The sequence below is a fragment of the Embleya hyalina genome (assembly GCF_003967355.1).
GTDB lineage: Bacteria > Actinomycetota > Actinomycetes > Streptomycetales > Streptomycetaceae > Embleya > Embleya hyalina.
Map to the genome: position 1 here is coordinate 1 of NZ_BIFH01000033.1, position 22828 is coordinate 22828.

The window sequence follows — 22828 nt, forward strand, 5'->3', positions numbered from 1 at the left end:
AGCTCCGCACGCCGCCGCCGGCGGCCCACCCCACGGCCCGGACCCGCCCGGCGCCGGCCGGTCCGCAGCCGAGAGTGCGACGCGCGTTGGAAGCCACCCGGCCCGCTCGGGAAGGTCGCCCGGGGGATTCGACCCGACCGCCTGCCTGCTCCCCGCTGCCTGCCGGCCGGGTTTCGGTGCGTGATGCATTCGGCTCGTCGGGGATCACGAGCTTCCGAGTTCGGCTCGCCCCGCTGGGCGGTACCGTTGGGGGTTTGTTGTGGGGGGATTGTTCTTCGGAAGGATTTGTTCTCGTGGCCCGCATCGTGTTGTTTCACTCGGCCTATGGGCTGCGGCCCGCCGTTCAGGACGCGGCCGGGTGGTTGCGGGGGCTCGGGCATGAGGTGGTGGTGCCTGATCTGTATGACGGGCGTTGCACCGAGTCGATCGAAGAAGGCATGGAGATCAAGGACGAGATCGGTGCGGACGAGCTGATTCGGCGGGCGGTGAAGGTGGCTGCGGGGCTGGGGGAGGGGCTTGTGTACGCGGGCTTTTCGCTCGGGGCCTCGATCGCGCAGAACGCCGTGTTCGCGGATCGCACCGCGGCTGGGCTGTTGATGTTCCACGGCACCTCCGACCTGCGTGAGGACGCCGTGACGGAGGTGCCGGTGCAGTTGCACGTGGCCGAGCCGGATCCGTTCGAGACCGAGGACTGGCTGGGGACCTGGTATCTGGGCATGCGCCGCGCCGGGGCGGATGTGGAGATCCACCGCTACCGGGGCGCCGGTCACCTGTTCACCGATCCCGGGCTGCCGGACTACGACCGCGAGGCCGCCGCGCGTGCCTGGGCGATCGCCTCGGACTTCCTCAACGAGATCGACTCGGCCGCGGCGGCCGCGGCGGCCAGCGACTGAGGCTTCTTGGCCAGGCTCACGTACTTGCGCGGACCGGTCTGCGCGGGCACCTGCGGGGTCGGACGCGCCTTCGCGAAGCGCCCGTTCCCGCTGTACGGGCCCACCGCCTCGTTGCCCAGCGGCGCGGGCGCGGTGGCGATCCGGGGCAGCGCGTACGGGTGTTCGCGGCGCAGGTAGTCGAGCAGCTTCTCGCGGACCTCGCAGCGCAGCGTCCACAGGTCGTCGGAGTCGCGGGCGGTGACCACCGCGCGGACCAGGATCGTGGTCGGCGTGGTGTCGGTGACGTACAGGCTCCAGCCCTGGCCGTCCCACAGGCCGGTGTCCTTGAGGATCCGGTGCAGTTCCTCGCGCAACTCGCTCACCGGCGCCGAGTGGTCCAGGTGCAGGAACACCGTCCCGGTCATCCGGGTGTCGGTGCGCGACCAGTTCTCGAACGGCCGCGAGGTGAAGTAGGACACCGGCATCACGATCCGGCGCTGGTCCCACGTGTTGACCACCAGATAGGTCAGGGTGATCTCCTCGATCGTGCCCATCTCCTGGTTGACCACCACCGAGTCGCCGATCCGGACCATGTCGCTGAACGCGATCTGCAACCCGGCGAACAGGTTGGCCAGCGCGCTCTGCGCGGCCAGACCGGCCACCACGCCGAGCAGACCGGCGGAGGCGAGCAGGCTGGTTCCGATCGTCTTCATGCCCGGGAAGGTCATGATCATCGCGGCGAAGGTGATGATCCCGACGATCGCCACCGCCGTGCGCCGGATCAGCGCGATCTGGGTCTGTATCCGGCGCACCCGGCCGGTGTCCGTCGCGTTCGCCGCGTAGCGCTCGAACGAGGTGTTCACCAGCAGGGTGACCGCGTGCACGATCAGCCACGAGCAGGCCGCGATCACCGCGAGCACCAGGATGTGCCGGATCATCCCCCGACTGCGCTCGGGCAGCGCGGCGGCGGGCTCGGCGAGCAACAGCATCGAGGTGCCGAGGGTCGCCACGATCGAGGCGCGGCCGCGCCGCGCCATCGACCACAGTGGTCCGGTCAGTGGTTTGCGGGTCTGTACTTCGCGGGCCAGGCGAGCCATTCCCCAGGTCACCAGGCCCGTGAAGGCGATCACCGAGACGAGCACGATGAGCGGGCGAAGTATGTGCCACACGTCCACGTCGAAGGCCTCCCAGGGGCTTGCGGTCAAACACGTACGGTACCCGAGCCCGCCGAGGTCACCCATCGCCTCGCGGGGCGCGCGGGAGGCGCCCCGGGGGTTCGCGGGGGCGATAGCGTGCTGGTTCGGGTGGTGCACGGCACGGAGGACGCGCGATGTCCAAATGGACCAGGATCGGCAAAGCCGGCTTCGGCGCGGTGCGTCGCGGACAGCGGTTCCGCAGCGCTTCCCGGGCCGCGGCACAGCGCTCCGCCGAGGCCGGCGCGACCGCCTTCGACCCGGACGTGGACACCCGGCTCACCGCGCGGCAGACCGCCCTGCTGATCCGCTACCTGGCGGGCAAGGTGGTGCTGGGCCGGCTGGAATTCGTCTTTCTGGTCAAGTATTCGTTGGTGCTGATCGGCCTTCCGGCGCTGTTTCTGTTCCCGCCCCTGGGAATCGTGTTGCTTGTGCTGTTCTGCCTCGCGGCGCTGACGCAGTGGATGATCTCGCGTGCGGTCGGGCGGCTCGCCGCCTTTCATCGACTCGGCGCCGCCGAGGGGGAGTTGACCGACGCGGCGACCGTGTGGTGGCCCAACCTCAAGCGCGAGACCGCCCGGGTGGGCCTGCCGACCCGGCCGCTCCCGCTGCTGCGCCTCGCCGCCGCCCGGGCGACTCGGCGGTTGGACCCCGAGCGCGAGGCGGCGTTCGCGGCGATCGACTGGCGGGCGGTGCTGCCGCGCGACCAGTGGCGGCGGGCCCGGGTGCTGCTCGCGGAGGAGGCGGGCGGCGGACCGGCCGGGCGGACCGCGTAGAGTCGTCGGGTCGTGTGTCACCCCGCGCGCGCACCTCCTGACGCGCGTCGCGGGCGCCGCACACCGTCACCACCACCTTCAGGACGACGCGCGGGGTCGGATGTACAAGCTGCCCGGAACGGACGAGCGGAGCGTGACCATTCCCGGCGAGCGCGCGAACGCCGACCCGTGCTTCACGGTGCGCGGCCTGACCAGGACCTATCGCACCGGGCGCCGGCGCGATCGGCAGGTCGTCACCGCCAACGACACGATCGACCTGGACGTGCGCCGGGGCGAGATCTTCGGCCTGCTGGGGCCCAACGGCGCGGGCAAGTCCACCCTGGTCCGCCAGCTCACCGGCCTGCTCCGGCCCGACTCCGGCAGCATCGACCTGCTCGGCCACGACCTGGTGCGCCGCCCCGACGTGGCCGCCCGACTCGTCGCCTACCTCGGCCAGGAGTCCGGCGCGCTGGACGAGTTGACCGTCGCCCTCGCGATCGAGACCACCGCCAGGCTGCGCGCGCTCGACGCCCACCGGGCCCGAGCCGAGCGCGACGCGGTGCTCGACGAACTCGAACTCGGCCCGATCGCGGACCGTCCGCTGAAGAAGCTCTCCGGCGGCCAGCGCCGACTGGCCTGCGTGGCCACCGCGCTGGTGGGCGATCGGCCCGTGCTGGTCCTGGACGAGCCGACCACCGGCATGGACCCGGTCGCGCGCCGCGCGGTGTGGGCCGCGGTGGACCGCCGCCGGGCCGACGGCGGCGCCACCGTGCTCCTGGTCACCCACAACGTGATCGAGGCGGAGACCGTGCTCGACCGGGTCGCGGTGCTCGACGAGGGCCGGGTGATCGCGTGCGACACCCCCGGTGGCCTGAAGGCCATGGTCGGCGACGAGGTCCGACTCGACCTGGTCTGGCGGGCCGACCCGCCGATGGACGACCCGGCGGTCGGTATGCTCGCGCGCAGCGCGGTGCGCACGGGCCGACGCTGGAGCACCCGGATGGAACCGGGAATGGCCCGCGAACTGCTCGCCGGTGTCACCTCCGGGCCCGCGTTCGAGGCGCTCGACGACTTCACGCTGTCCACGCCGAGCCTGGAGGACGTCTACCTCGCGCTCGGCGGCCGCCACCAGGGACTGGTCAAGGGATGAGGGTGTCGACCCCAGTGAGTGCAGCGAGCATCGAGACCGCGCCGACACGCCCGGTCGAATCGGTCGCCCCGGCGGCGGGTACGCCGCTCGCCGCCGGGCTGCTGACCGTCTACCGCGCGCAGTTGTCCCGGGTGCGGGTCTCCCGGGTGCCGCTGCTGTTCGTCGCGGTGTTCCAGTCGGTGGGCATCATGATCCTGATGCGCGGCGTGGTGGACACCGGCAGCGACAGCGCCCGCGAGGCGGTGGTGGCCGGGTCCGGCGTGCTCGTGGTCGCCTTCGTCGCGCTCAACCTGCTCGCCCAGCACTTCGGCAACCTGCGCGCGGCCAACGCGCTCGACTACTACCTGACGCTGCCGGTGCGCCCGGCCGCCGTGGTGCTCGGCATCGCCGCCGCGTACGCGTCCTTCACGCTGCCCGGCACGGTGGCCACCGCGGTGATCGGCGCGCTGATGTTCCAGCTGCCGCTGGCCAACCTGTGGGTGCTGCTGCTGGTCGTACCGCTGTCCGGCGCGGCCCTCGCGGGCATCGGCGCGGTCTTCGGGCTGCTCGCGCCGCGCCCGGAACTGGCCACGCTCCTCGGCCAGTTGGGCATGTCGGCGGCGCTGCTGCTGGGCGTGCTGCCGGAGGACCGGATGCCCGAGGTGATCGTGCTCGCCCGGGACCTGCTGCCGTCGTCCTACGGGGTGGACGCGTTCATCGCGAGTTACGGCGACCCGAACTGGGCGGTGGTGGCCGGCAACCTGGCGGTCTGCGCGGGAGTGGGTGTGGTGATGCTCTCGCTGGCCACCTGGGCCTTCCGGCGCAGTACCCGGGCGTAGCCGACGCCCTTCGACACCGGACACATCGCCGCGCGGGGCCGACCCGCGGGCTCGAGCCGTACATGGGACGCTGACCAGATGACGTCTGCCGGGGATATCGACCCCTACCCGTCGCCCGAGGGCGCGCACGTGGGCTTCGCGCCCGGGTACGACGCGCCCCCCTCGCTGTGGCGGCGCTACCGCACCGACGTGATCGCGTTCGCCGCGGTGGTCGCGACCTGCCTGGTGGTGGGCGTGATCGTGGGCGTGGTCTGGGAGCAGATCACCCCCCGGGTGCCGCTGATGGCCACCAAGGAGGGCGTCTTCCAGGTCTCGCCCGAGACCGAGACCTCGATCGCCCTGGACGGCTGGTTCGCGGTGTGCGGCGTGGTGGCCGGCATCGTGCTCGCGCCGCTCGCGTTCTGGCGGTTCCGTCGGCAGGGCGTGGCGACCGCGCTCGCGCTGACCGTCGGCGGGATCGCCGGCGCGTATCTGGCCTTCAAGGTCGGCGTGGCGCTCGGTCCGGACGGGATCGCCGACGAGGTGCGTCGCGTCGGTCTGGGCAAGCGCTTCGACCAGGAGTTGGACCTGAAGGCCAAGGGCGTGCTGCTGCTGTGGCCGATCGCGTCGATGGTGATCTTCCTCGGTCTGTCCGCCGGGTTCGCCCCCGCGGAGCGCCGCGAGACGTTCCAGGGACCGTGGCCGTGGGCGCCCCAGGGCCCGGGCCGAGACCACGCCCCCGGCCCGTTCCCGGACTCGACCGTGTCCACCCCGGTGGACCTCACCAAGCACCGGTCCGACGAGGGCTGACCCCGGGGGCGGTACGCGGTACCCGGGCCGACCCCTGCGGGGCGAAGCCGCTAGACCCGCCCCACCGGAGCCGTCACCGCGTCCGTGAGCCGGATCAGGTCGGCCGGGGCCAGCTCGATCTCCAGGCCCCGGCGACCCGCCGACACGTACACGGTCTCCAGCGCGAGCACGGAGGCGTCCACCACGGTGGGGTGCCGGCGCTTTTGGCCGAGGGGGCTGATCCCGCCGAGCACGTAGCCCGTGGCCCGCTCGGCCGCCGCCGGGTCGGCCATCGCCGCGCGCTTGCCGCCGACCGCCGCGGCCAGCGCCTTGAGGTCGAGCCTGCCCGCCACCGGGACCACCGCGACGGTGAGCGCGCCGTCCACGTCGGCGAGCAGCGTCTTGAACACCCGCTCCGCCGGGACGCCGAGCACCGTCGCGGCCTCCTCGCCGTACGAGGCCGCGTCCGGGTCGTGCGTGTACGCGTGCGTCGTGAACGCCACGCCCTCGCGGGTCAGCGCCACCGTCGCCGGGGTGCCCTGTCCACCCTTGGTCCTGCCCTTCGCCATGCCGGCGCGCCCTTCGGTCGGGTCGGTCGGGCCCGAGGCGGTCGGGCCCGCCTCGGCCGGTCCGCGTTCAGTTGGGTTCGATGTTCTGCCGCAACAACTCGATCGCGGGCAACGAGGGCAGGTGGTCGAGCAGCGCCGCCTCACGGCGCAGCAGTTCCACCTCGGCGGTCAGCCGGGCGGTCGCGTCCTCCGCCTCCAGGAGCCGCTGCTTGTCGTGCGGGTCGAGCACCACCGCGGCGGCCACCAGGTAGGACAGCACGACCGGGTCGTCGGGCAGCTCCGGCAGGCTCATCGGAGTGCGCTGCTGGGCGGTGAGCAGCCGGCGCTGATACTCGGCGAAGGCCCGCGTCGCGGCCAGCCCGAGCACGTCGGCCCGCTCGCCGGGCGGATCGGCCAGGTATTCGACCTCGGCGTACAGATACGGCCCCGAGTCGTCCACCGAGACCAGCTCGAACCGGGTCGCGCCGGTGGCCACCAGGTCGTAGCGGCCGTCCTCGTGCGTCTTGATCGTGGCGATCTCCGCCGTGCAGCCCACCTGGTGCAGGACCGCCCGCGGATCGCCCTGGATGTCGCCGACCTCGCGCCCGGTGCGCAGCGCCACCACGCCGAAGCGCTGCTCCGCCTGGGGCAGCGCCTCCAGGTCCCGGACCAGCGCGCGGTATCGCTCCTCGAAGATGTGCAGGGGCAGCACCAGACCCGGATAGAGCACCGAGTTGAGCGGGAAGAGCGGAAGCCGGTCGGTCACGGTGACCAAGAGTAGGCCCTGACCGCCGGAGCGCGTCGATCATTGATCTCACCCACGATTGAGCACCCGCGTCGCGCCCGCCGCCGCGGCCCCGGCGAGGATCCAACCGAGCAGGATCAGCGAGTAGGCGAGCCACTGGCCGATCCCGGTCGGCTTCCACGCGCCGTCCTGACCGAGTGTCACCACCGGCAGGAGCAGGTCGAGGGTGTACCAGAACGGGTTCCAGCGCGGCGCCTCGTCCGCCTTCAGCGGGGCCGGCGGATCGGCCGCGAACACCGCCGTGCCGATCGCCACCAGCGCGACCAGCCAGCCGACGGCGCGCGCCGGGCGGTAGCCGTAGCCGATCGCCACGTCCTGCACATGGCCCCAGAGCCGGCCGGCCGGGCCCAACCCGGCGCGCCGCCTGCGCTGCTTGGCCAGCAGCACGGTCCGGGCCTGCTCGTCCTCGCCCGCCGTGCGGTAGGCGGCGGCGAGTTGGTCGTAGGGCTGGGGGGCGTATTCGGCGGTGCCCCGCTCCACCCAGTCCACCCGCTGACGCACGCTCAGCGGGGGCTCGGCGCGCAGCGTCGTGTACCGCGTCCCGGCCAGGACCAGGTCGCCGGGCGCCGGCCAGGAGTCCGGCCCGTCGGTGAGCGTGCCGAAGGTCGCGTTGGTGAGCACGATCCGTCCGCGCGGCGGCCGGGCCGGCTTCATGTGCAGGCCCTGCGCGACCACCCGCGACATGGTCAACTCCTCGCCGGGATTCGCGCAGATCACCGCGCGCCTGAGCACCAGGCCGCCGCCCAGGCGCGCGTCGTTGAGCCGGATCGAGCCGGTCGCGGCGAAGCCCACGCTCAGATGCAGCGAGTGCTCGACCGTGATCCGCCCGAGATCCATCGCCAACTCCCCGGGGCGCTCCACCGTCGCCCCGTACAGCGTGACCCGCCCGCCGAACCGGCCCCCGTACAGGCTCACCTGACCGCGGAAGACGCTGCGGTCCATCGACGAGTCCGCGCCCACGTGCAGGCCGTTGGCCATCAACGCCACCCCGCGCCGGTCCGGACCGACCACGCAGTCGTCGATCCGCAGGTCGTTGTCCACGCGCGTGTCCAGGATCCGCAGGCCGCGCGCCACCTCGCAGCGGCACAGCGACAGGTCGCCGTCGACCCGCATGTTGCGGCCCTGGATCTCGGTCAGCGCGCAGTCGAGCAGGTTCAGCGTCCGCGTGCTCGCCACGTTCAGCACGATCGGGCCCTCGAAGCGGCAGCCGATCATCGAGACGTAGACGTCGAGCCGGGCGCCGCCCAACTCCAGGTCGCCCACCACCCGGGCGCCGCTCAGGCGCAGCGCCGTGGTGTGACCGGGCTCCGCCTCCGGCGGCTGGAGCAGCAGCCGGGCGAGCACCTGGGCCCGGACCGTGCGGTCCGGCCCCCACGTCGCGCCCGTGCGCGGGTCGTCGTCCGCCGGCACGCCCGTGCCCAGATTCAGCCGCTCGCCGCGTCGATACGCCTCCCACAGGCGGATCTCGGTCGCGCTCAGATGCCCCGGCGGTGTGCTCATCCGTGTTCCCCCGACACTGGAAGGCTGCTGCGTCCCGCCCATGATCGCGCGTCTCACTGTCCGACACGCGAGGACGTATGGTTCGGAGCCGTCTCTACACTGGGGCGGGTGATCTCCCGTATCGACCTGCGCGGTCCCGCCTCGCGGGCTGTCCTGGACAGCCCCGCCGCACTGCGCGACGTGTTGCCCCGAGCCGAACTCGACGTCGAGGCGGCCCTGGAGAAGGTCCGCCCCCTCTGCGAGGACGTCAGGCATCGCGGCGTCGAGGCGCTGATCGAGATCACCGAGCGCTTCGACGGTGTGCGCCTGACCGACATCCGGGTGCCCGCCGAGGCGATCGCCGCGGCCCTGGACACGCTCGCGCCCAAGGTGCGCGCGGCCCTGGAGGAGTCGATCCGTCGGGCCCGCGCGGTGCACCGCGAGCAGCGCCGCCAGGACGTCACCGTGCAGGTCGTGCCCGGCGGCACGGTCACCGAGCGGTGGGTGCCGGTCGAGCGGGTCGGGCTGTACGTGCCAGGCGGCAACGCCGTCTACCCGTCGTCCGTGGTGATGAACGTGGTCCCCGCCCAGGAGGCCGGCGTCGCCTCGATGGCGGTCGCCTCGCCGCCGCAGGCCGGCTTCGGCGGGCTGCCGCACCCGACCATCCTGGCCGCGTGCGCGCTGCTCGGGGTGGACGAGGTCTACGCCGTGGGCGGGGCCCAGGCGATCGCGATGTTCGCGTACGGCGCGGGCTCGTGCGCGCCGGTGCACCTGGTCACCGGTCCCGGCAACATCTGGGTCGCCGCCGCCAAGCGGCTGCTCAAGGGCCGGATCGGGATCGACGCCGAGGCCGGGCCGACCGAGATCGCGGTGCTCGCCGACGACACCGCCGACGCCGGGCACGTCGCGGCCGACCTGATCAGCCAGGCCGAGCACGACACGCTGGCCGCGTCGATCCTGGTCACCGACTCCGAGGCGCTGGCCGACGCGGTCGTGGAGGAGCTGAAGGTGCGGGTGGACGCCACCCGGCACCGCGAGCGGGTCACCGAGGCGCTGGCGGGCCGGCAGTCGGGGATCGTGCTGGTGGACTCGGTGGACGACGGCCTCGCCGTGGTGGACGCCTACGCCGCCGAGCACCTGGAGATCCAGACCGCCGACGCGGGCGCGGTCGCCGCCCGGGTGCGCAACGCCGGCGCGATCTTCGTCGGCGCGTTCGCCCCCGTCTCGCTCGGCGACTACTGCGCCGGGTCCAACCACGTGCTGCCCACCGGCGGCTGCGCCTGCCACTCCTCGGGCCTGTCCGTGCAGTCCTTCCTGCGCGGGATCCACGTCGTGGACTACTCGCGCGCGGCGCTCGCCGACGTCGCCGAGCACGTCAGCGTGCTGGCCGACGCGGAGGACCTGCCAGCGCACGGGGCGGCCGTGCGGGCCCGCTTCGCGACCGGCGAGCTGTCCGGCCTCGCGGCATGGGAGGAGGGCGCGTGAGCGATCTGGACCGGCTGCCGATCCGCGCCGAACTGCGCGGGCAATCACCGTACGGCGCCCCGCAGTTGGACGTCCCGGTGCGGCTCAACACGAACGAGAACCCGTATCCGCTGCCGGCCGCGCTGGTGGCGCGGATCGCCGAGCGGGTCGCCGCCGCGGCCCGCGACCTGAACCGCTACCCGGACCGGGACGCGGTGGAACTGCGCACCGCGCTGGCCGACTACCTGTCCCGGACCGGCGACTACCCGCTGGGCCCGGAGCGGGTGTGGGCGGCCAACGGATCCAACGAGGTGCTGCAACAGCTGCTCCAGGCGTTCGGCGGCCCCGGGCGCACGGCGCTGGGCTTCGACCCGTCCTATTCGATGCACGCGCTGATCGCGCGCGGCACCGGCACCGAGTGGATCTCCGGCGCGCGCGGCGCCGACTACACGATCGACCTCGACGAAGCGCTGGCGCGGATCGCCGAACACCGCCCGAACGTGGTGTTCCTGTGCTCGCCGAACAACCCCACCGGCACCGCGCTCGCCGGCGAGGTGGTCGAGCGGGTGTACGACGCCGCGCAGGCCGCCCGGCCGTCGCTGGTGATCGTGGACGAGGCCTACGTCGAGTTCGCGCACACCGCGTCGCTGCTGCCGCTGCTGGAGGGCCGGCCGCACCTGGTGGTGAGCCGGACCATGTCCAAGGCGTTCGGCGCGGCGGGCCTGCGGCTCGGCTACCTCGCGGCGGACGCCGCGGTGGTCGACGCGGTGCAACTGGTCCGCCTGCCGTACCACCTCTCCGCGGTCAACCAGGCCACCGCGCTGGCCTGCCTGGAGTTCGAGGACACCCTGCTCGGCTATGTGCGCGAGCTCAAGGAACAGCGCGACCGGCTGGTCGAGGAACTGCGCGCGCTCGGCTGCGAGGTGACCGACTCCGACGCCAACTTCGTGCAGTTCGGCCGGTTCGACGACCCGCACGCGATCTGGGCGGGGATCCTCGAACACGGGGTCCTGGTCCGCGACAACGGGGTCCCGGGCATGCTGCGGGTGACCGCCGGCACGGACGCCGAGAACACGGCCTTCCTGGACGCGATGCGGCACGTTCTCAAAAGCGCGCGTCCGAAGGACTGAGAGAAAGTCGAAATCACCGTCATGGCAAGAACCGGTCGCGTCGAACGCGCCACGAAGGAAACCTCCGTCGAGGTCGAGATCGACCTGGACGGCTCGGGGAAGGTCGACGTCGCCACCGGCGTCGGCTTCTTCGACCACATGCTCGACCAGCTCGGCAAGCACGGCCTGTTCGACCTGACCGTCAAGACCCGGGGCGACCTGCACATCGACGCGCACCACACGATCGAGGACACCGCCCTCGCGCTCGGCGCCGCGTTCCGCCAGGCCCTCGGCGACAAGAAGGGCATCCGCCGCTTCGCGGACGCCTCCGTGCCGCTGGACGAGGCGCTGGCCCAGGTCACCGTGGACCTGTCCGGCCGGCCCTACCTGGTGCACTCCGAACCGGATCGCATGGCGCCGATGATCGGCCCCGACTACGACACCACGCTGACCCGGCACATCCTGGAGTCGTTCGTCGCCCAGGCACAGATCTGCCTGCACGTACACGTGCCGTACGGGCGCAACGCGCACCACATCGTCGAGGCGCAGTTCAAGGCGCTCGCCCGGGCGCTGTCCGACGCGTGTGTGCTCGACCCGCGCCGGGCCGGCGTGATCCCCTCGACGAAGGGCGCGCTGTGAGCACCGGCGCGATGGTCCTGATCGTGTTCGGGCTCTTCCTGGTCGGCGGGTGTATCTCGTTCGTCAAGCAGGGCCTGCCCAAGAGCGTGATCGCCCTGCTCGCCGTCGGCGCGTTCTTCTCGATCGCGGCCGGCGTCCTGAAGATCGGATAGGCGCGTGCCCAAGAAGGTCATCGTCCTCGACTACGGATTCGGGAACGTGCGCTCGGCCGAGCGGGCGCTCGCGCACGCCGGCGCCGACGTCGAGATCAGCGCGGACCAGCACGCCGCGCTGAACGCCGACGGGCTGCTCGTGCCCGGCGTCGGCGCGTTCGCGGCGTGCATGGAGGGCCTGCGCGCGGTCCGCGGCGACACCATCGTGGACAAGCGGCTCGCCGGCGGCCGGCCGGTGCTCGGCATCTGCGTCGGCATGCAGATCCTGTTCACGCGCGGCGTCGAGCACGGGGTGGCCACCGAGGGCTGCGCCCAGTGGCCGGGCACGGTCGAGCGACTGGCCGCCCCCGTGGTGCCGCACATGGGCTGGAACACCGTCGAGGCGCCCGCGGACAGCGTGCTCTTCCGCGACGCCGCGCCCGACACGCGCTACTACTTCGTGCACTCCTACGCGGTGCGCACGTGGGAGATGCCGGTGGTCCAGGACGGCCCGCACATCCCGCCCGGCGTCACCTGGAGCACGCACGGCACGCCGTTCGTGGCGGCCGTGGAGAACGGCGCGCTCAGTGCCACCCAGTTCCACCCGGAGAAGTCCGGCGAGGCCGGCGCGCAACTGCTGCGCAACTGGCTCGAGACGCTGTAGCCCGCGCGGCGCGCGCACCGCGCCGCACCGCGATCGCATCCCCGACCGCACCCCGTCCGAACTTCCGACCGAACTGCTGAGGATCCCAAGCGTCATGACCGAGACCCACCGCCTCGAACTGCTGCCCGCCGTCGACGTCGCCGACGGCCAGGCCGTCCGCCTGGTCAAGGGCGAGGCCGGGTCGGAGACCTCCTACGGCGACCCGCTGGCCGCCGCCCTGGCCTGGCAGAGCGCCGGTGCCGAGTGGATCCACCTGGTCGACCTGGACGCCGCCTTCGGCAAGGGCAGCAACCGCGCACTGCTCGCCGAGGTGGTCGGCAAGCTCGACGTCAAGGTCGAGTTGTCCGGCGGCATCCGCGACGACGCCTCCCTGGAGGCCGCGCTCGGCACCGGCTGCCGCCGGGTCAACCTGGGTACCGCCGCGCTGGAGACGCCCGACTGGGTGCGCTCCGCGATCGCCCGGCACGGCGACCGGATCGCGGTCGGCCTGGACGTGCGCGGCACCACGCTGGCCGGGCGCGGCTGGACCCGCGAGGGGGGCGAACTGTTCGAGACGCTGGCCCGGTTGGACGCCGACGGCTGCGCCCGCTACGTGGTCACCGACGTGAACAAGGACGGCACCCTCGCGGGCCCGAACCTGCGGTTGCTGCGCGACGTCTGTGCGGCCACCGACCGCCCCGTGGTGGCCTCGGGCGGGGTGTCCTCGCTGGCGGATCTGCGCGCGATCGCCGAACTGGTGCCGCTGGGTGTGGAAGGCTCGATCGTCGGCAAGGCGCTGTACGCCCAGGCGTTCACCCTCGAAGAGGCGTTGGAGGCTGTGTCCCGGTGACAAGAAGCGACAATTCGGCCGGCTCGGGTGGTTCGGGCGGCATCGAGCGGTACTCCTCCGGCGGACCGTGGGAGGACACGTTCGGCTACTCGCGCGCGGTCGCCGTCGGCGACTACGTGCACGTGTCGGGCTGTACCGCGGTCGTCGAGGGCAATCTGGCCCACGAGGGCGATCCGCACCACCAGGCGCTCGCCGCCTTCCGGATCGCGCTGGACGCGCTCGCGCACTTCGGACTCGGCGCGGCGGACGTGGTGCGCACTCGGATGTACATCACCCACTCGCGCGACTCGGACGACGTCGGGCGCGCGCACGGCGAGCTGTTCGCCGAGGTACGACCGGCCGCCACCATGGTCGTGGTCGCCGGGCTGATCGACTCGCGGATGCTCGTCGAGGTCGAGGTGGACGCGTACCGGGGGAGGGCGTCGTGACGTTGGCCGTACGGGTGATCCCGTGTCTGGACGTGGACGCGGGCCGGGTGGTCAAGGGCGTCAACTTCGAGAACCTGCGGGACGCGGGCGATCCGGTCGAGATGGCCCGGGTGTACGACGCCGAGGGCGCGGACGAGTTGGTCTTCCTCGACATCACCGCCTCCTCGGGCAATCGCGAGACGACCTACGACGTGGTCCGGCGCACCGCCGAGCAGGTGTTCATCCCGCTCACCGTCGGCGGCGGGGTGCGCGCGGTCGAGGACGTGGACCGGCTGCTGCGGGCCGGCGCGGACAAGGTGGGCGTGAACACCGCGGCGATCGCGCGGCCGGAGTTGATCGCCGAGATCGCCGACCGCTTCGGCTCCCAGGTGCTGGTGCTCTCGGTGGACGCGCGGCGGCGCCGCGACGGTGCGCCGGGCTTCGAGGTGACCACGCACGGCGGGCGCACCGGCACCGGCATCGACGCGGTCGCCTGGGCGGCGCGGGCGGCCGGATTGGGCGCGGGCGAGATCCTGCTCAACTCGATGGACGCCGACGGCACCAAGGACGGCTACGACCTGGAGCTGATCCGCCTGGTCCGGGCCGAGGTGGGCATCCCGGTGATCGCCTCCGGCGGCGCGGGCGCCCTGGGGGACTTCGTCCCGGCCGTGCGGGCGGGCGCCGACGCGGTGCTCGCGGCCAGCGTGTTCCACTTCGGCATGTTGCGGATTCCGCAGGTCAAGGACGTATTGCGGGAGGCGGGGCAGCCGGTGCGCTGAGCCCCGAACCGAGCGGGAAAGCCGACCGCGGGTGCGGTCGGCTTTTTCGTGCCGGGATGTGCAACCTTTTTTGCGAAAGACTTATTGCGAAAGAACTCTTTCACATCTATCGTGGGGTCATGAGCGAGCAGCCTCCGCCCCGACGGATGATCAAGGACGTACAGACCCTCAAGGTGTTCACCCACCCGCTGCGGATCTCGCTGCTGCGGATGCTGCACGCCGGCGGTCCGGCCACCGCGTCGATGCTGGCCAAGCGGGTCGACGCGACCCCGGCCCTGGTCAGCTACCACGTCCGCACGCTGGCCGCGCACGGCTTCGTGGTGGAGGACCCCGAGCACGCCGAGGACGGGCGCGAGCGCTGGTGGAAGGTGGTCGAGGACCTGACCTTCTCGCTCGGCGACTTCGCCGACGACCGGGTCGGCCGGGACCTGTCCACCGGCATCGTGCGGGTGCTCGGCTCGCAGTCCGAGGACCGCTACCGCCGGTTCCTGGACGAGGTCGAGTCGTGGGGCCCGGAGTGGGCCGGCGCCGCCTTCAGCGGTGCGCCGACCCTCCGGCTGACCGCCGACGAGCTGCGCGAACTGGGCGAGGCGCTGCAGGAGTTGGTGGCCCGATACCGGGACCGGCAGACCCCGGGCGCGGAGCATGTCGAGGTCTACGTCCGAGGTTTCCCGTACCGCATGTGATCGCCGGGCGCCGCACCCGCGCCCGCCCGCCCGCCCGAGCCGTCCGACGCCATCCGGTACCGGAATGGGGAGCATCATGGCCGTACCCGACACCGCGACCGGCGTCGCGACCGCGACGCCCCGACCCGCGCACCGCGACCCGCGCGTGCTGGCCTGGCTCGGCGCCTTCACCGCGTCGCTGATCGGCGACCAGATCTGGTTCCTGGCGCTGTCCTGGACGGCGGTACGCGGCGGCGACGGCACGCAGACCGGCCTGGTGCTGGCCGCCGGCTCGCTGCCCCGGGCGCTGCTGATGTTGCCCGGCGGGGCGATCGCCGACCGGTACGGGCCGCGCCGGGTGGTGATCGGCAGCGACCTGGTGCGCTGCCTGGTGATGGTGATCGCGGCGTTCGCGGTGGCGGCGAGCAGTCCGACGATCTGGCTGCTGATCACGATCGCGCTGGTGTTCGGCGCGGTGGACGCGCTGTTCATGCCCGCCGTCGGGGCACTGCCGGTGCGGCTGACCACCCGCTCGCAACTGGTCCGGGTCCAGGGCATGCGCTCGTTGTCCCAGCGGGTGGCCACCGTGGTGTCCGCGCCGATCGGCGGCGCGGTGCTCGCCTGGGGCGACGCCGAACTCGCCTTCACGCTGAACGCGGTCCTGTTCGGGCTCTCCCTCGCGCTGCTGTGGCGGCTGCGCCCGGGGCCCGTGCCCGAGCCGGAACCGGGCACGGAGGAGCCCGAGTTGGGCCTGCGCGCCGGGCTGCGGTACGTGCTCGGGCATACCTTCCTGCGCCCGCTCCTGGCCATGGTCGCGCTGATGGAGTTGGGCTTCACCATCCCGATGAACGTCGGCATCGTGCTGCTCGCCGACGACGCGGGCTGGGGGCCGGGCGGGATGGGCACGGTGCTGGGCGGGTGGGGGGTCGGTGCGGCGATCGGCGCGCTGGGGCTGACCGTTGCCGGGCGGGTGCCGCGTCCGGTGTTCGTGCTGCCGGCGGGGATGCTGGTGATGGCCGGCGGTCTGGTCGGCCTCGGCTACGCGCCGGGGGTCGGTGTCGCGGTGGCCTGCGCGGCGGTCCTGGGCGTGGGTACCGGCGTGGTGGGCGGGGTCGGGAGCGCGCTGGTGCAGACCACGTGCGCGCCGAGCGCCCTGGGTCGGGTGACCGCGCTGCAGATGATGTTCGCGGTCGGCCTGATCCCGCTGCTGTACCCCGTCGGCGGCCTGATCGCCACGGAGTTCGGCCCCTCGGCCGTGTTCGCCGGCGGCGGCGCGGCGATGCTCGCGGGCATCCTGGTCGCGTTGGCGAGCGGACCCTTTCGGCGCCGGACCTGACTTCGGGTCACGGAAGGATTCCGGTCGCACAACGATCATCTGACTCGAAGTCAAGCAGTTGGGCCCGGCCGAGCGCGAGGTTCACCCGATCGGGCAGGCTAGGCACATGACGATGCCGCCATCACCCGGACAGGGTGGCTACCCCGGATACGGGCAGCAGCCAGGCCAGGGTTATCCGAGCAACCAGCCGTACCCCGGGCAGCAGTACCCCCAGGGCGGACAGCAGTACCCACCGCCGCCGAACCCGTACGGCGGCGGCGGACCGCAGTATCCCGGCAACTACGGCGGTGGCGGGGGCTATGGCGGCGGCATGCCGCCGGGCCCCAACCAGGGCGGCTCCGGCAAGGGCCCGCTGATCGCCGTGGTGATCGCCGCGATCGTCGTGGTCGGCGGGATCATCGCCACCCTCGTGGTGGTCCTGGGCGGGGACGACAAGAAGAAGTCGGCGTCGCCCACGCCCGGTCCGACCACCTCGGCCGTGTCCTCGCCGAGCGCCACGCAGAGCGCGCCGCCCACGACCCGTCCGACCACGAGCCGCCCGACCGCGCCGCGCACCACCGCGTCCGGCGGCACGGACCCGACCATGCCCTCCGAGGTCCAGTACGTCGACCTGTCCAAGGGCGACTGCGTGACCCTGGACACCACCTCGGGCACCATCGACAAGAAGACGTGCACCACCACGCACAACGGCGAGGTCATCATGACCTACGAACTGACCGGCAGCACCTACCCGGGCGAGTCGGCGATCACCGACCAGACCGAGACCAAGTGCACCCCGGCGCTGACCGCGGCGGTGAACGGGCGCCCCGACGCCTCGCAGTTCACCTTCACCTACACCTTCCCGAAGCAGCCGGGCTGGGACATCGGTCGCCGCAAGGTGACCTGCATCGCGAAGTACAAGTCGGGGCAGACACTCACCAAGCCCCTGCGCTGACCGAGCGCTCGGCCCTTGGGGGAGGGATCGACGTGATGAGCAGTCCCGGCGGATATCCCGGCGGCGACCAGGGCGGTGGCAACCCGGGCGCCGGCGGCTACGGCAACTACGGCGGGGGAGGATACGGCGGCGGCTCCGGCGGCGGTTATCCGGGCGGCCCGGTGGGGCCCCCGCCCGCGAACCCGCCTCCGCCCTACGACGGTCCGACCATCGGCGGGCCGCCCTATCGCGCGGGCCCGCCCTACGGAGGCGGCGGCCCGCCGTACGGCGGAGGTCCGCCCTACGGCCCGCCCACCGGGCCACCCGGCGGCGGCCGCAGCGGTCGGGTGGTGGCGATCGTCGTGGTCGTCGCGCTGGTGATCGCCGCCGGCGTGATCGCGCTGGTGCTGAACCTGGGGGACGACGGCAAGAGCGACAAGGCGGTTCCGACGCCGAGCGCGACCCGGCCCACGAGCGCGCCGCCGAGCGACACCGCGTCGCCCGCGGACTCGCCCGAGCCGCCCACGAGCGAGCCGCCGGCCACGGACACCCCCACCTCGCCGCCGGCGACCAACCCCAACGGCAGCGTCGCGGTGCGCAAGGTCCCGCTCAGTCCGGGCGACTGCGTCTCGTTCACGGCCGGGAGCACCGACGTGAACAAGGTCGGGTGCACCACGCCGCACGACGGGCAGCACATCGAGAACGTCGCGCTCCCGGACGGCGCGTGGCCCGGCGACGCGGAGATGGACACCAAGGCGTCGGCGGTGTGCAAGCCGATCACCGAACCGGTGATCGGGCGGCAGCCCGATGCCGCGCAGCTGACCTGGCTCTACATCTACCCGAAGGAATCGGGCTGGGCCTCCGGTGACCGCGAGGTCCAGTGCCTGGTGTCCTACTCGGACGAGACCAAGAAGCTGACGGCGCCCCTGCAATAGGGGCACGGCCCGGGTGGGTCCTCGAACGCCGGACGGGCTGGGGCCTCGGCCGCGAACGATGCCGGCCGCCACGTGCGGTGGCCGGCCTCCGGCCCGGTTGTCCTCAAACGCCGGACGGGCTGTTCCGGCCTCGAGCGCCGGCCCGGCTGGTCGGCCGCAAACGCCGGCCGGGCTGGGGTTGGGCTGGTGTGGGCTTGGAGGTTGCGGCTGGGGATGGGTGCCGGATGGGCTGCTTGTCCTCGAGTGCCGGACGGGCTGTTTGGCTTCGAGCGCCGGGCGGGCCGGCGTTGGGCTCCGGTGGGCCTGGAGGGCGCGGCTGGGGACGGGTGTTGGACGGGCCGGGTGGCTTCAAGCGCCGGCTCGGCTGTTTGGGTTCGAAGGGCGGACGGGCTGAGGTTGGGTTGGTGCGGGTTCGGAGGCCGGGGTCGGGCGCGGGTGTTCGGACGGGTGGGTTGTCGACAGCCTGTCCGGCGTTCGAGGACGGCCGGGCCGGAGGCCGGCCTCGGCGTGAGCGGGGTGTTGGGTGGCCGGCCCGTCGGCAACGTTCATTGCCGAACGCAGCCGACGATCCGGCCTGTCCGGCGTTCGAGGGTGGCCGGGCCGGGGCGGCTTCGGGGGGGATGGGTGTGGGGCCGGGCTCGTCGGCGACGTTCGTGGCTGAACGCGGCCGAGTGGGGTGGTGGCCGGCCCGTCGGGAACCTTTGTTGCCGACGGGCCGAGGGAATCCAGCCCGTCCGGGGCGGGGGCGGCTCAGGGGATGTGGGGTGTCAGGGTGGGCTCGGGGTGGTTTTTTGTTGGGCTGTCCAGGACGCGTGCAGGCGGGCGTAGATTCCTCCGGTGTTGACCAGCCTTGTGTGCGGGCCGCGTTCGACCAGCTTTCCGGCGTCGAACACCAGGACCTCGTCCGCCGATTCGGCCGTGGACATCCGGTGCGCGATGAACACCGCGGTGCGGCCCCGGGTCAGCCCGTCCAGCGCCCGGTTGATCCGGACCTCGGTGGCCGGGTCGACCGCCGACGTCGCCTCGTCCAGGACCAGCAGGTCCGGGTCGGCGATGTAGGCCCGGACCAGCGCGACCAACTGCCGCTCGCCCGCCGACAACGACTCGCCGCGCTGACCCACCCGGGTGTCCAGGCCGGCGGCCAGTCCCGCGAGCCAGTCGGCCAGCCCCAGGTCGGCGAACGCGCCGACGATCGCCGCGTCGTCCGCGTCCGGCCGGCCGTACCGCACGTTCTCGCGCAGCGTGGCGTCGAACAGGAAGCCCTCCTGCGGCACCATCACCACCCGCGCGCGCAGCGACGAGAAGCGCACCCGGGGCAGTTCGACGCCGTCGAGCAACACCCGGCCCTCGTCCGGGTCGACCAGGCGGGTGAGCAGCTTGGCGAACGTGGTCTTGCCCGAGCCGGTCTCGCCGACCACCGCCACCCGGGTCCGGGGCGCGAGCGTGACGTCCACGTCGTGCAGGATCCGCGGGCCACCGGGATAGCCGTACGAGACGTGGTCGAACCTCACCTCGACCGGGCCGCGGGCCAACTCCTCGCCCGCCGCGCCCGGATCGGCGATGTCCGGCTCCGCGTCCAGCACCTCCAGCACCCGACGCCAGCCCGCGAGCGCGTTCTGCGCCTCGTTCAGGATCTCCACGCCCATCTGCACCGGCCCCACGAACAACGTGACCAGGAACAGGAACGCGACCAGCTCGCCCACGCTGAGCTGCCCGTCGATGCCCAGCCACACCCCGACGACCACCACCAGGCCGTTGGCCAGGCCGACCACGAACTCGCCCATCGGGAAGGTCAACGCGACGAACAACTGGGCCCGGGTCTGCGCGTCGCGGTGCGCGTCGACCGACTCGTCGATCCGGCGCGCGGTGCGCTCCTCGATGCCGTGCGCGCGCACGATCGCGGCGCCCACGACCGGCTCCGAGATGGCGCCCAGCATCCGGCCCATGGCGACGCGCACGTGTGAGTACGCGGCGGCGATCCGCTTCTGTACCGCGCGCATGAAGAAGTACAGCGGCGCGAAGCACACCCACACCAGCAGGGTCAGCTGCCAGGAGTAGACGAACATCAGCACCGTCACCAGCGCGATCTGCCCGACGCTGACGATCAGCAACAGGCCGCCGAACTGGATGAATCGGCTGATCGTGTCCACGTCGCCGGTCACCCGCGAGACCAGCGAGCCGCGCTTCTCGGACTGCTGGTGCAGCGTGGACAGGTCGTGGATGTGCCGGAAGGCGGCCACCCGCATCGTGGACAGGCCGCGTTCGCTGGTGCGGTACAGCCGCACGTTCATCGCGTACGCGGACACCGCGGTGACCACCACCGCCAACGCGGCGAGCGCGGCCATCGTGCGCACCACGGTCAGGTCGGGACCGGCGTCGGCGCGCAGACCCCGGTCGATGGTCTGCTGCACGGCCAGCGGCACCACGATCCGGCCGGCCGTGCCGATCACGGCCAGCAGCAGGGTGACGATCAGACCCTCGGTGAACTCCGGGGTCATCCGCAGGCCGCGGCGCAGCACGCTCAGGCCGGACTCGGTCGGCGTGTCGGCGTCGGCGGCTATTCGGGAGCCCGACCTCGGCTCCGGCTCGGGTTCGGCCGGCTTGGGCACGGCGGTGGCGATACTCATGAAGCCGTGGCCTCCTCGGCCTCGCTGACGTCGATGTCGGTGTCGAGTTCCTGCTCCGCGTCCTCGCGCGCGGCGCGTTCGTACGCGTTGACCAGGCGGCGGTAGCCCACCGAGCGCTCCAGGAGCGTGTGGTGCGGGCCGCGGTCGAGCACCCGGCCGCCCTCGACGTAGACCACCTCGTCGGCGAGCGCGATGGTGGCCTTGCGGTAGGCGACCACGACCACGGTGGCCGGTCCCGCGTCGCGCAGCCCGTGCAGGATGGCCGCCTCCACGCGCGGGTCCACCGCCGAGGTGGCGTCGTCCAGGACCAGCAGGCGCGGCCGGCGCACCAGGGCCCGGGCCAGCGCGATCCGCTGGCGCTGGCCGCCGGAGAGGGTGGTGCCGCGCTCGCCGACCTGGGTGTCCAGGCCGTCGGGCAGCGCGGTGACGAAGTCGGCCTGGGCGATCCGCAGCGCCTCGTGCACCGCCGCGTCGTCCAGGTCCAGGCCCAGGGTGATGTTGTCGCGGACGCTGTCGTCGAACAGGAACGCCTGCTGCGGGACCAGCGCGGCGGTGGCCGCGATCCCGCCCCGCCGGTAGTCGCGCAGGTCGGTGCCGTCGAGCAGGATCCCGCCGTCCACCGGGTCGACCAGCCGGACCAGGAGCGAGACCAGGGTGGACTTGCCCGATCCGGTCGGGCCGACCACGGCGATGGTGCGCCCGGGGTCGACGTCGAACGCCACGTCGTGCAGCACGTCGGTGTCGTCGGTGTAGCCGAAGCGCACCGCCCGGGCCTCCAGGCGGGCCGGACCGGCCGCCGCGTCGCCGCCCTCGATCTCGCCGTAGGTGTGCTCGCCCTCGGCGTCCAGGACGCCGCGGACCCGGTCGTAACCGACCACGGAGCGCGGCATGTCACCGAGCAGCCAGCCGATCGCCCGCACCGGGAAGGCCAACAGGGTGAACAGGTAGGCGACCTGTACCAGGTCGCCCGGGGCCAGATCGCCGTGCGAGACCCGCACCGTGCCGACCACCAGGACCAGCAGCACGCCGAAGCCGGGCAGCGCCTCCAGGATCGGGTCGAACAGCGCCCGGACCCGGCCCACCGCGATGTTCGCGTCGGCCAGCTCCCGCGACGCGGCCGCGAACCGGGTGGTCTCCTCGCTCTCCCGGCCCAGCGTCTTGACCACGAGCGCGCCGTCGAAGCTCTCGTGCGCGATCTCCGCGACGTCGGCGCGCAACTCCTGCGCGCGCATCGCCAGCGGCCCCTGCCTGCGCTGGTAGACGATGTTGAGCCCGGCGATCGCCGGGAAGATCACGAAGCCGACCAGCGCCAGCGCCCAGTCGGTGATCACCATCGAGATCGCCGCGACGAACAACATCACCACCACGCCGGTGGCCATCGGCAGCGGCGCCACCGGGTTCCACGCCGCCTCGACGTCGGCGTTCGCGTTCGACAGCAGCGTGCCGGTCGGGTGGCGGTGATGCCAGGCGAGCGGCAGCCGCAGGTATTGCCGGGTGACCCGGCGGCGGAAGGTGGCCTGGAGGCGGTACTGCATCACGCCCGCCCACAACCGCCGACCGATCACGCCGAACGCCTTGAGCAGCGCGACGCCGAACACCGCGGCGAACGCGCCGATCAGCGCGCCCGCCGTGGTGTGCCCGTCGCGGAAGGCCGGGATGATCACGTCGTCGGTGACCCGCCCGAGCACCAGCGCCGAGCCCACCGTCATCACGCCGTACACCGCGCTCGCGCTCACCGCGGCGGCGAAGATCCGCGGCTCCTCGCGGATCGCGACGCCGAGTACGCGCAGTCCTTGTCGCAGAACGACCTTGTCCGCCACGGGGCTCACTTTCACGCGGATTCCCATGGATCCACCGGAATCCATGGGAACGCAGCCGCCGCGAACGGGGCTGTCGACGATGTTTGTCCGATGAACGTACAAGGCGCCGCCGACCGCCCCGA

The 22828-nt window shown here is 72.8% G+C and carries 22 protein-coding genes and 1 pseudogene; 17 read left to right on the top strand and 6 right to left on the bottom strand.

What is annotated here, in order from left to right; all coding sequences use genetic code 11:
* Positions 1 to 293 precede the first annotated feature (293 nt).
* Positions 294 to 893 carry a dienelactone hydrolase family protein gene (locus EMA17_RS35155; protein WP_126641238.1) on the top strand — a complete coding sequence of 200 codons (600 nt, stop codon included), beginning with the start codon at positions 294 to 296 and terminating at the stop codon, positions 891 to 893.
* On the opposite strand, the gene EMA17_RS35160 is transcribed toward EMA17_RS35155, so the two are convergent.
* Positions 797 to 2077 carry a mechanosensitive ion channel family protein gene (locus EMA17_RS35160; RefSeq protein ID WP_246127107.1) on the bottom strand — a complete coding sequence of 427 codons (1281 nt, stop codon included), beginning with the start codon at positions 2075 to 2077 and terminating at the stop codon, positions 797 to 799. The genes EMA17_RS35155 and EMA17_RS35160 overlap by 97 nt on opposite strands.
* 125 nt (positions 2078 to 2202) lie before the next feature.
* Between EMA17_RS35160 and EMA17_RS35165 the strand changes: the two genes are divergently transcribed.
* The 4 genes and pseudogenes from EMA17_RS35165 (at position 2203) to EMA17_RS35180 (ending at position 5577) form a co-directional block, all read left to right on the top strand.
* A complete protein-coding gene (locus tag EMA17_RS35165; RefSeq protein WP_126641239.1) occupies positions 2203 to 2841 on the top strand; it encodes a hypothetical protein in 639 nt (212 codons plus the stop codon).
* A 100-nt stretch (positions 2842 to 2941) separates the two neighbouring features.
* Positions 2942 to 3847: pseudogene (locus tag EMA17_RS35170) on the top strand (ABC transporter ATP-binding protein); the annotation flags it as partial.
* Entirely contained in the window at positions 3733 to 4788 is a 1056-nt protein-coding gene (locus EMA17_RS35175; protein ID WP_503826245.1) for an ABC transporter permease, read from the top strand. The pseudogene EMA17_RS35170 and the gene EMA17_RS35175, both read left to right, overlap by 115 nt.
* 78 nt (positions 4789 to 4866) lie before the next feature.
* Positions 4867 to 5577: an ABC transporter permease gene (locus tag EMA17_RS35180; protein ID WP_126641242.1), complete on the top strand. Its 711-nt coding sequence runs from the start codon at positions 4867 to 4869 to the stop codon at positions 5575 to 5577.
* A 50-nt stretch (positions 5578 to 5627) separates the two neighbouring features.
* On the opposite strand, the gene ybaK is transcribed toward EMA17_RS35180, so the two are convergent.
* The 3 genes from ybaK to EMA17_RS35195 form a co-directional block, all read right to left on the bottom strand.
* Positions 5628 to 6125, bottom strand: a complete 498-nt coding sequence (gene ybaK / locus EMA17_RS35185; protein ID WP_078977609.1) for a Cys-tRNA(Pro) deacylase — start codon at positions 6123 to 6125, stop codon at positions 5628 to 5630.
* A 67-nt stretch (positions 6126 to 6192) separates the two neighbouring features.
* Entirely contained in the window at positions 6193 to 6879 is a 687-nt protein-coding gene (locus tag EMA17_RS35190; protein WP_126641243.1) for an LON peptidase substrate-binding domain-containing protein, read from the bottom strand.
* Between the two features lie 39 nt (positions 6880 to 6918).
* Positions 6919 to 8409 carry an oxidoreductase gene (locus EMA17_RS35195; protein WP_126641244.1) on the bottom strand — a complete coding sequence of 497 codons (1491 nt, stop codon included), beginning with the start codon at positions 8407 to 8409 and terminating at the stop codon, positions 6919 to 6921.
* A gap of 108 nt (positions 8410 to 8517) precedes the next feature.
* Here EMA17_RS35195 and hisD point away from each other — a divergent pair, with 108 nt between their 5' ends.
* From hisD to EMA17_RS35250, 12 genes are all read left to right on the top strand, one after another.
* The gene (hisD, locus tag EMA17_RS35200; protein ID WP_126641245.1) at positions 8518 to 9873 is read left to right on the top strand and encodes a histidinol dehydrogenase; all 1356 of its coding nucleotides are present in this window, start codon (positions 8518 to 8520) and stop codon (positions 9871 to 9873) included.
* Positions 9855 to 10982: a histidinol-phosphate transaminase gene (locus tag EMA17_RS35205; protein ID WP_126641246.1), complete on the top strand. Its 1128-nt coding sequence runs from the start codon at positions 9855 to 9857 to the stop codon at positions 10980 to 10982. The genes hisD and EMA17_RS35205 overlap by 19 nt, the downstream gene beginning before the upstream one ends.
* A 21-nt stretch (positions 10983 to 11003) precedes the next feature.
* Entirely contained in the window at positions 11004 to 11600 is a 597-nt protein-coding gene (gene hisB, locus EMA17_RS35210) for an imidazoleglycerol-phosphate dehydratase HisB (protein WP_126641247.1), read from the top strand.
* Between the two features lie 11 nt (positions 11601 to 11611).
* A complete protein-coding gene (locus EMA17_RS52715) occupies positions 11612 to 11752 on the top strand; it encodes a CG2302 family histidine operon protein (RefSeq protein WP_503826246.1) in 141 nt (46 codons plus the stop codon).
* A gap of 4 nt (positions 11753 to 11756) precedes the next feature.
* Positions 11757 to 12395, top strand: a complete 639-nt coding sequence (hisH, locus tag EMA17_RS35215; protein WP_078977614.1) for an imidazole glycerol phosphate synthase subunit HisH — start codon at positions 11757 to 11759, stop codon at positions 12393 to 12395.
* A gap of 94 nt (positions 12396 to 12489) precedes the next feature.
* Positions 12490 to 13224: a bifunctional 1-(5-phosphoribosyl)-5-((5-phosphoribosylamino)methylideneamino)imidazole-4-carboxamide isomerase/phosphoribosylanthranilate isomerase PriA gene (priA, locus tag EMA17_RS35220; RefSeq protein WP_126641248.1), complete on the top strand. Its 735-nt coding sequence runs from the start codon at positions 12490 to 12492 to the stop codon at positions 13222 to 13224.
* Positions 13221 to 13652, top strand: a complete 432-nt coding sequence (locus EMA17_RS35225) for a RidA family protein (RefSeq protein WP_246127109.1) — start codon at positions 13221 to 13223, stop codon at positions 13650 to 13652. The genes priA and EMA17_RS35225 overlap by 4 nt, the downstream gene beginning before the upstream one ends.
* A complete protein-coding gene (gene hisF, locus EMA17_RS35230) occupies positions 13649 to 14410 on the top strand; it encodes an imidazole glycerol phosphate synthase subunit HisF (protein ID WP_126641249.1) in 762 nt (253 codons plus the stop codon). The genes EMA17_RS35225 and hisF overlap by 4 nt, the downstream gene beginning before the upstream one ends.
* A 119-nt stretch (positions 14411 to 14529) precedes the next feature.
* Positions 14530 to 15096 (top strand): winged helix-turn-helix domain-containing protein, encoded by a 567-nt coding sequence (locus tag EMA17_RS35235; RefSeq protein WP_126641250.1) that lies wholly within the window; start codon positions 14530 to 14532, stop codon positions 15094 to 15096.
* Between the two features lie 76 nt (positions 15097 to 15172).
* Positions 15173 to 16411: an MFS transporter gene (locus tag EMA17_RS35240; protein ID WP_160161680.1), complete on the top strand. Its 1239-nt coding sequence runs from the start codon at positions 15173 to 15175 to the stop codon at positions 16409 to 16411.
* Positions 16412 to 16517: 106 nt separating this feature from the next.
* On the top strand, positions 16518 to 17345 hold the full coding sequence (locus tag EMA17_RS35245) for a septum formation family protein (protein ID WP_126641252.1): 828 nt from the start codon (positions 16518 to 16520) through the stop codon (positions 17343 to 17345).
* Between the two features lie 35 nt (positions 17346 to 17380).
* Positions 17381 to 18259, top strand: coding sequence for a septum formation family protein (locus EMA17_RS35250; protein ID WP_126641253.1), 879 nt, complete (start codon positions 17381 to 17383; stop codon positions 18257 to 18259).
* Positions 18260 to 19026: 767 nt separating this feature from the next.
* On the opposite strand, the gene EMA17_RS35255 is transcribed toward EMA17_RS35250, so the two are convergent.
* Positions 19027 to 20886, bottom strand: coding sequence for an ABC transporter ATP-binding protein (locus EMA17_RS35255; RefSeq protein WP_126641254.1), 1860 nt, complete (start codon positions 20884 to 20886; stop codon positions 19027 to 19029).
* Positions 20883 to 22706 carry an ABC transporter ATP-binding protein gene (locus tag EMA17_RS35260; RefSeq protein WP_126641255.1) on the bottom strand — a complete coding sequence of 608 codons (1824 nt, stop codon included), beginning with the start codon at positions 22704 to 22706 and terminating at the stop codon, positions 20883 to 20885. The genes EMA17_RS35255 and EMA17_RS35260 overlap by 4 nt, the downstream gene beginning before the upstream one ends.
* Between the last annotated feature and the right edge of the window lie 122 nt (positions 22707 to 22828).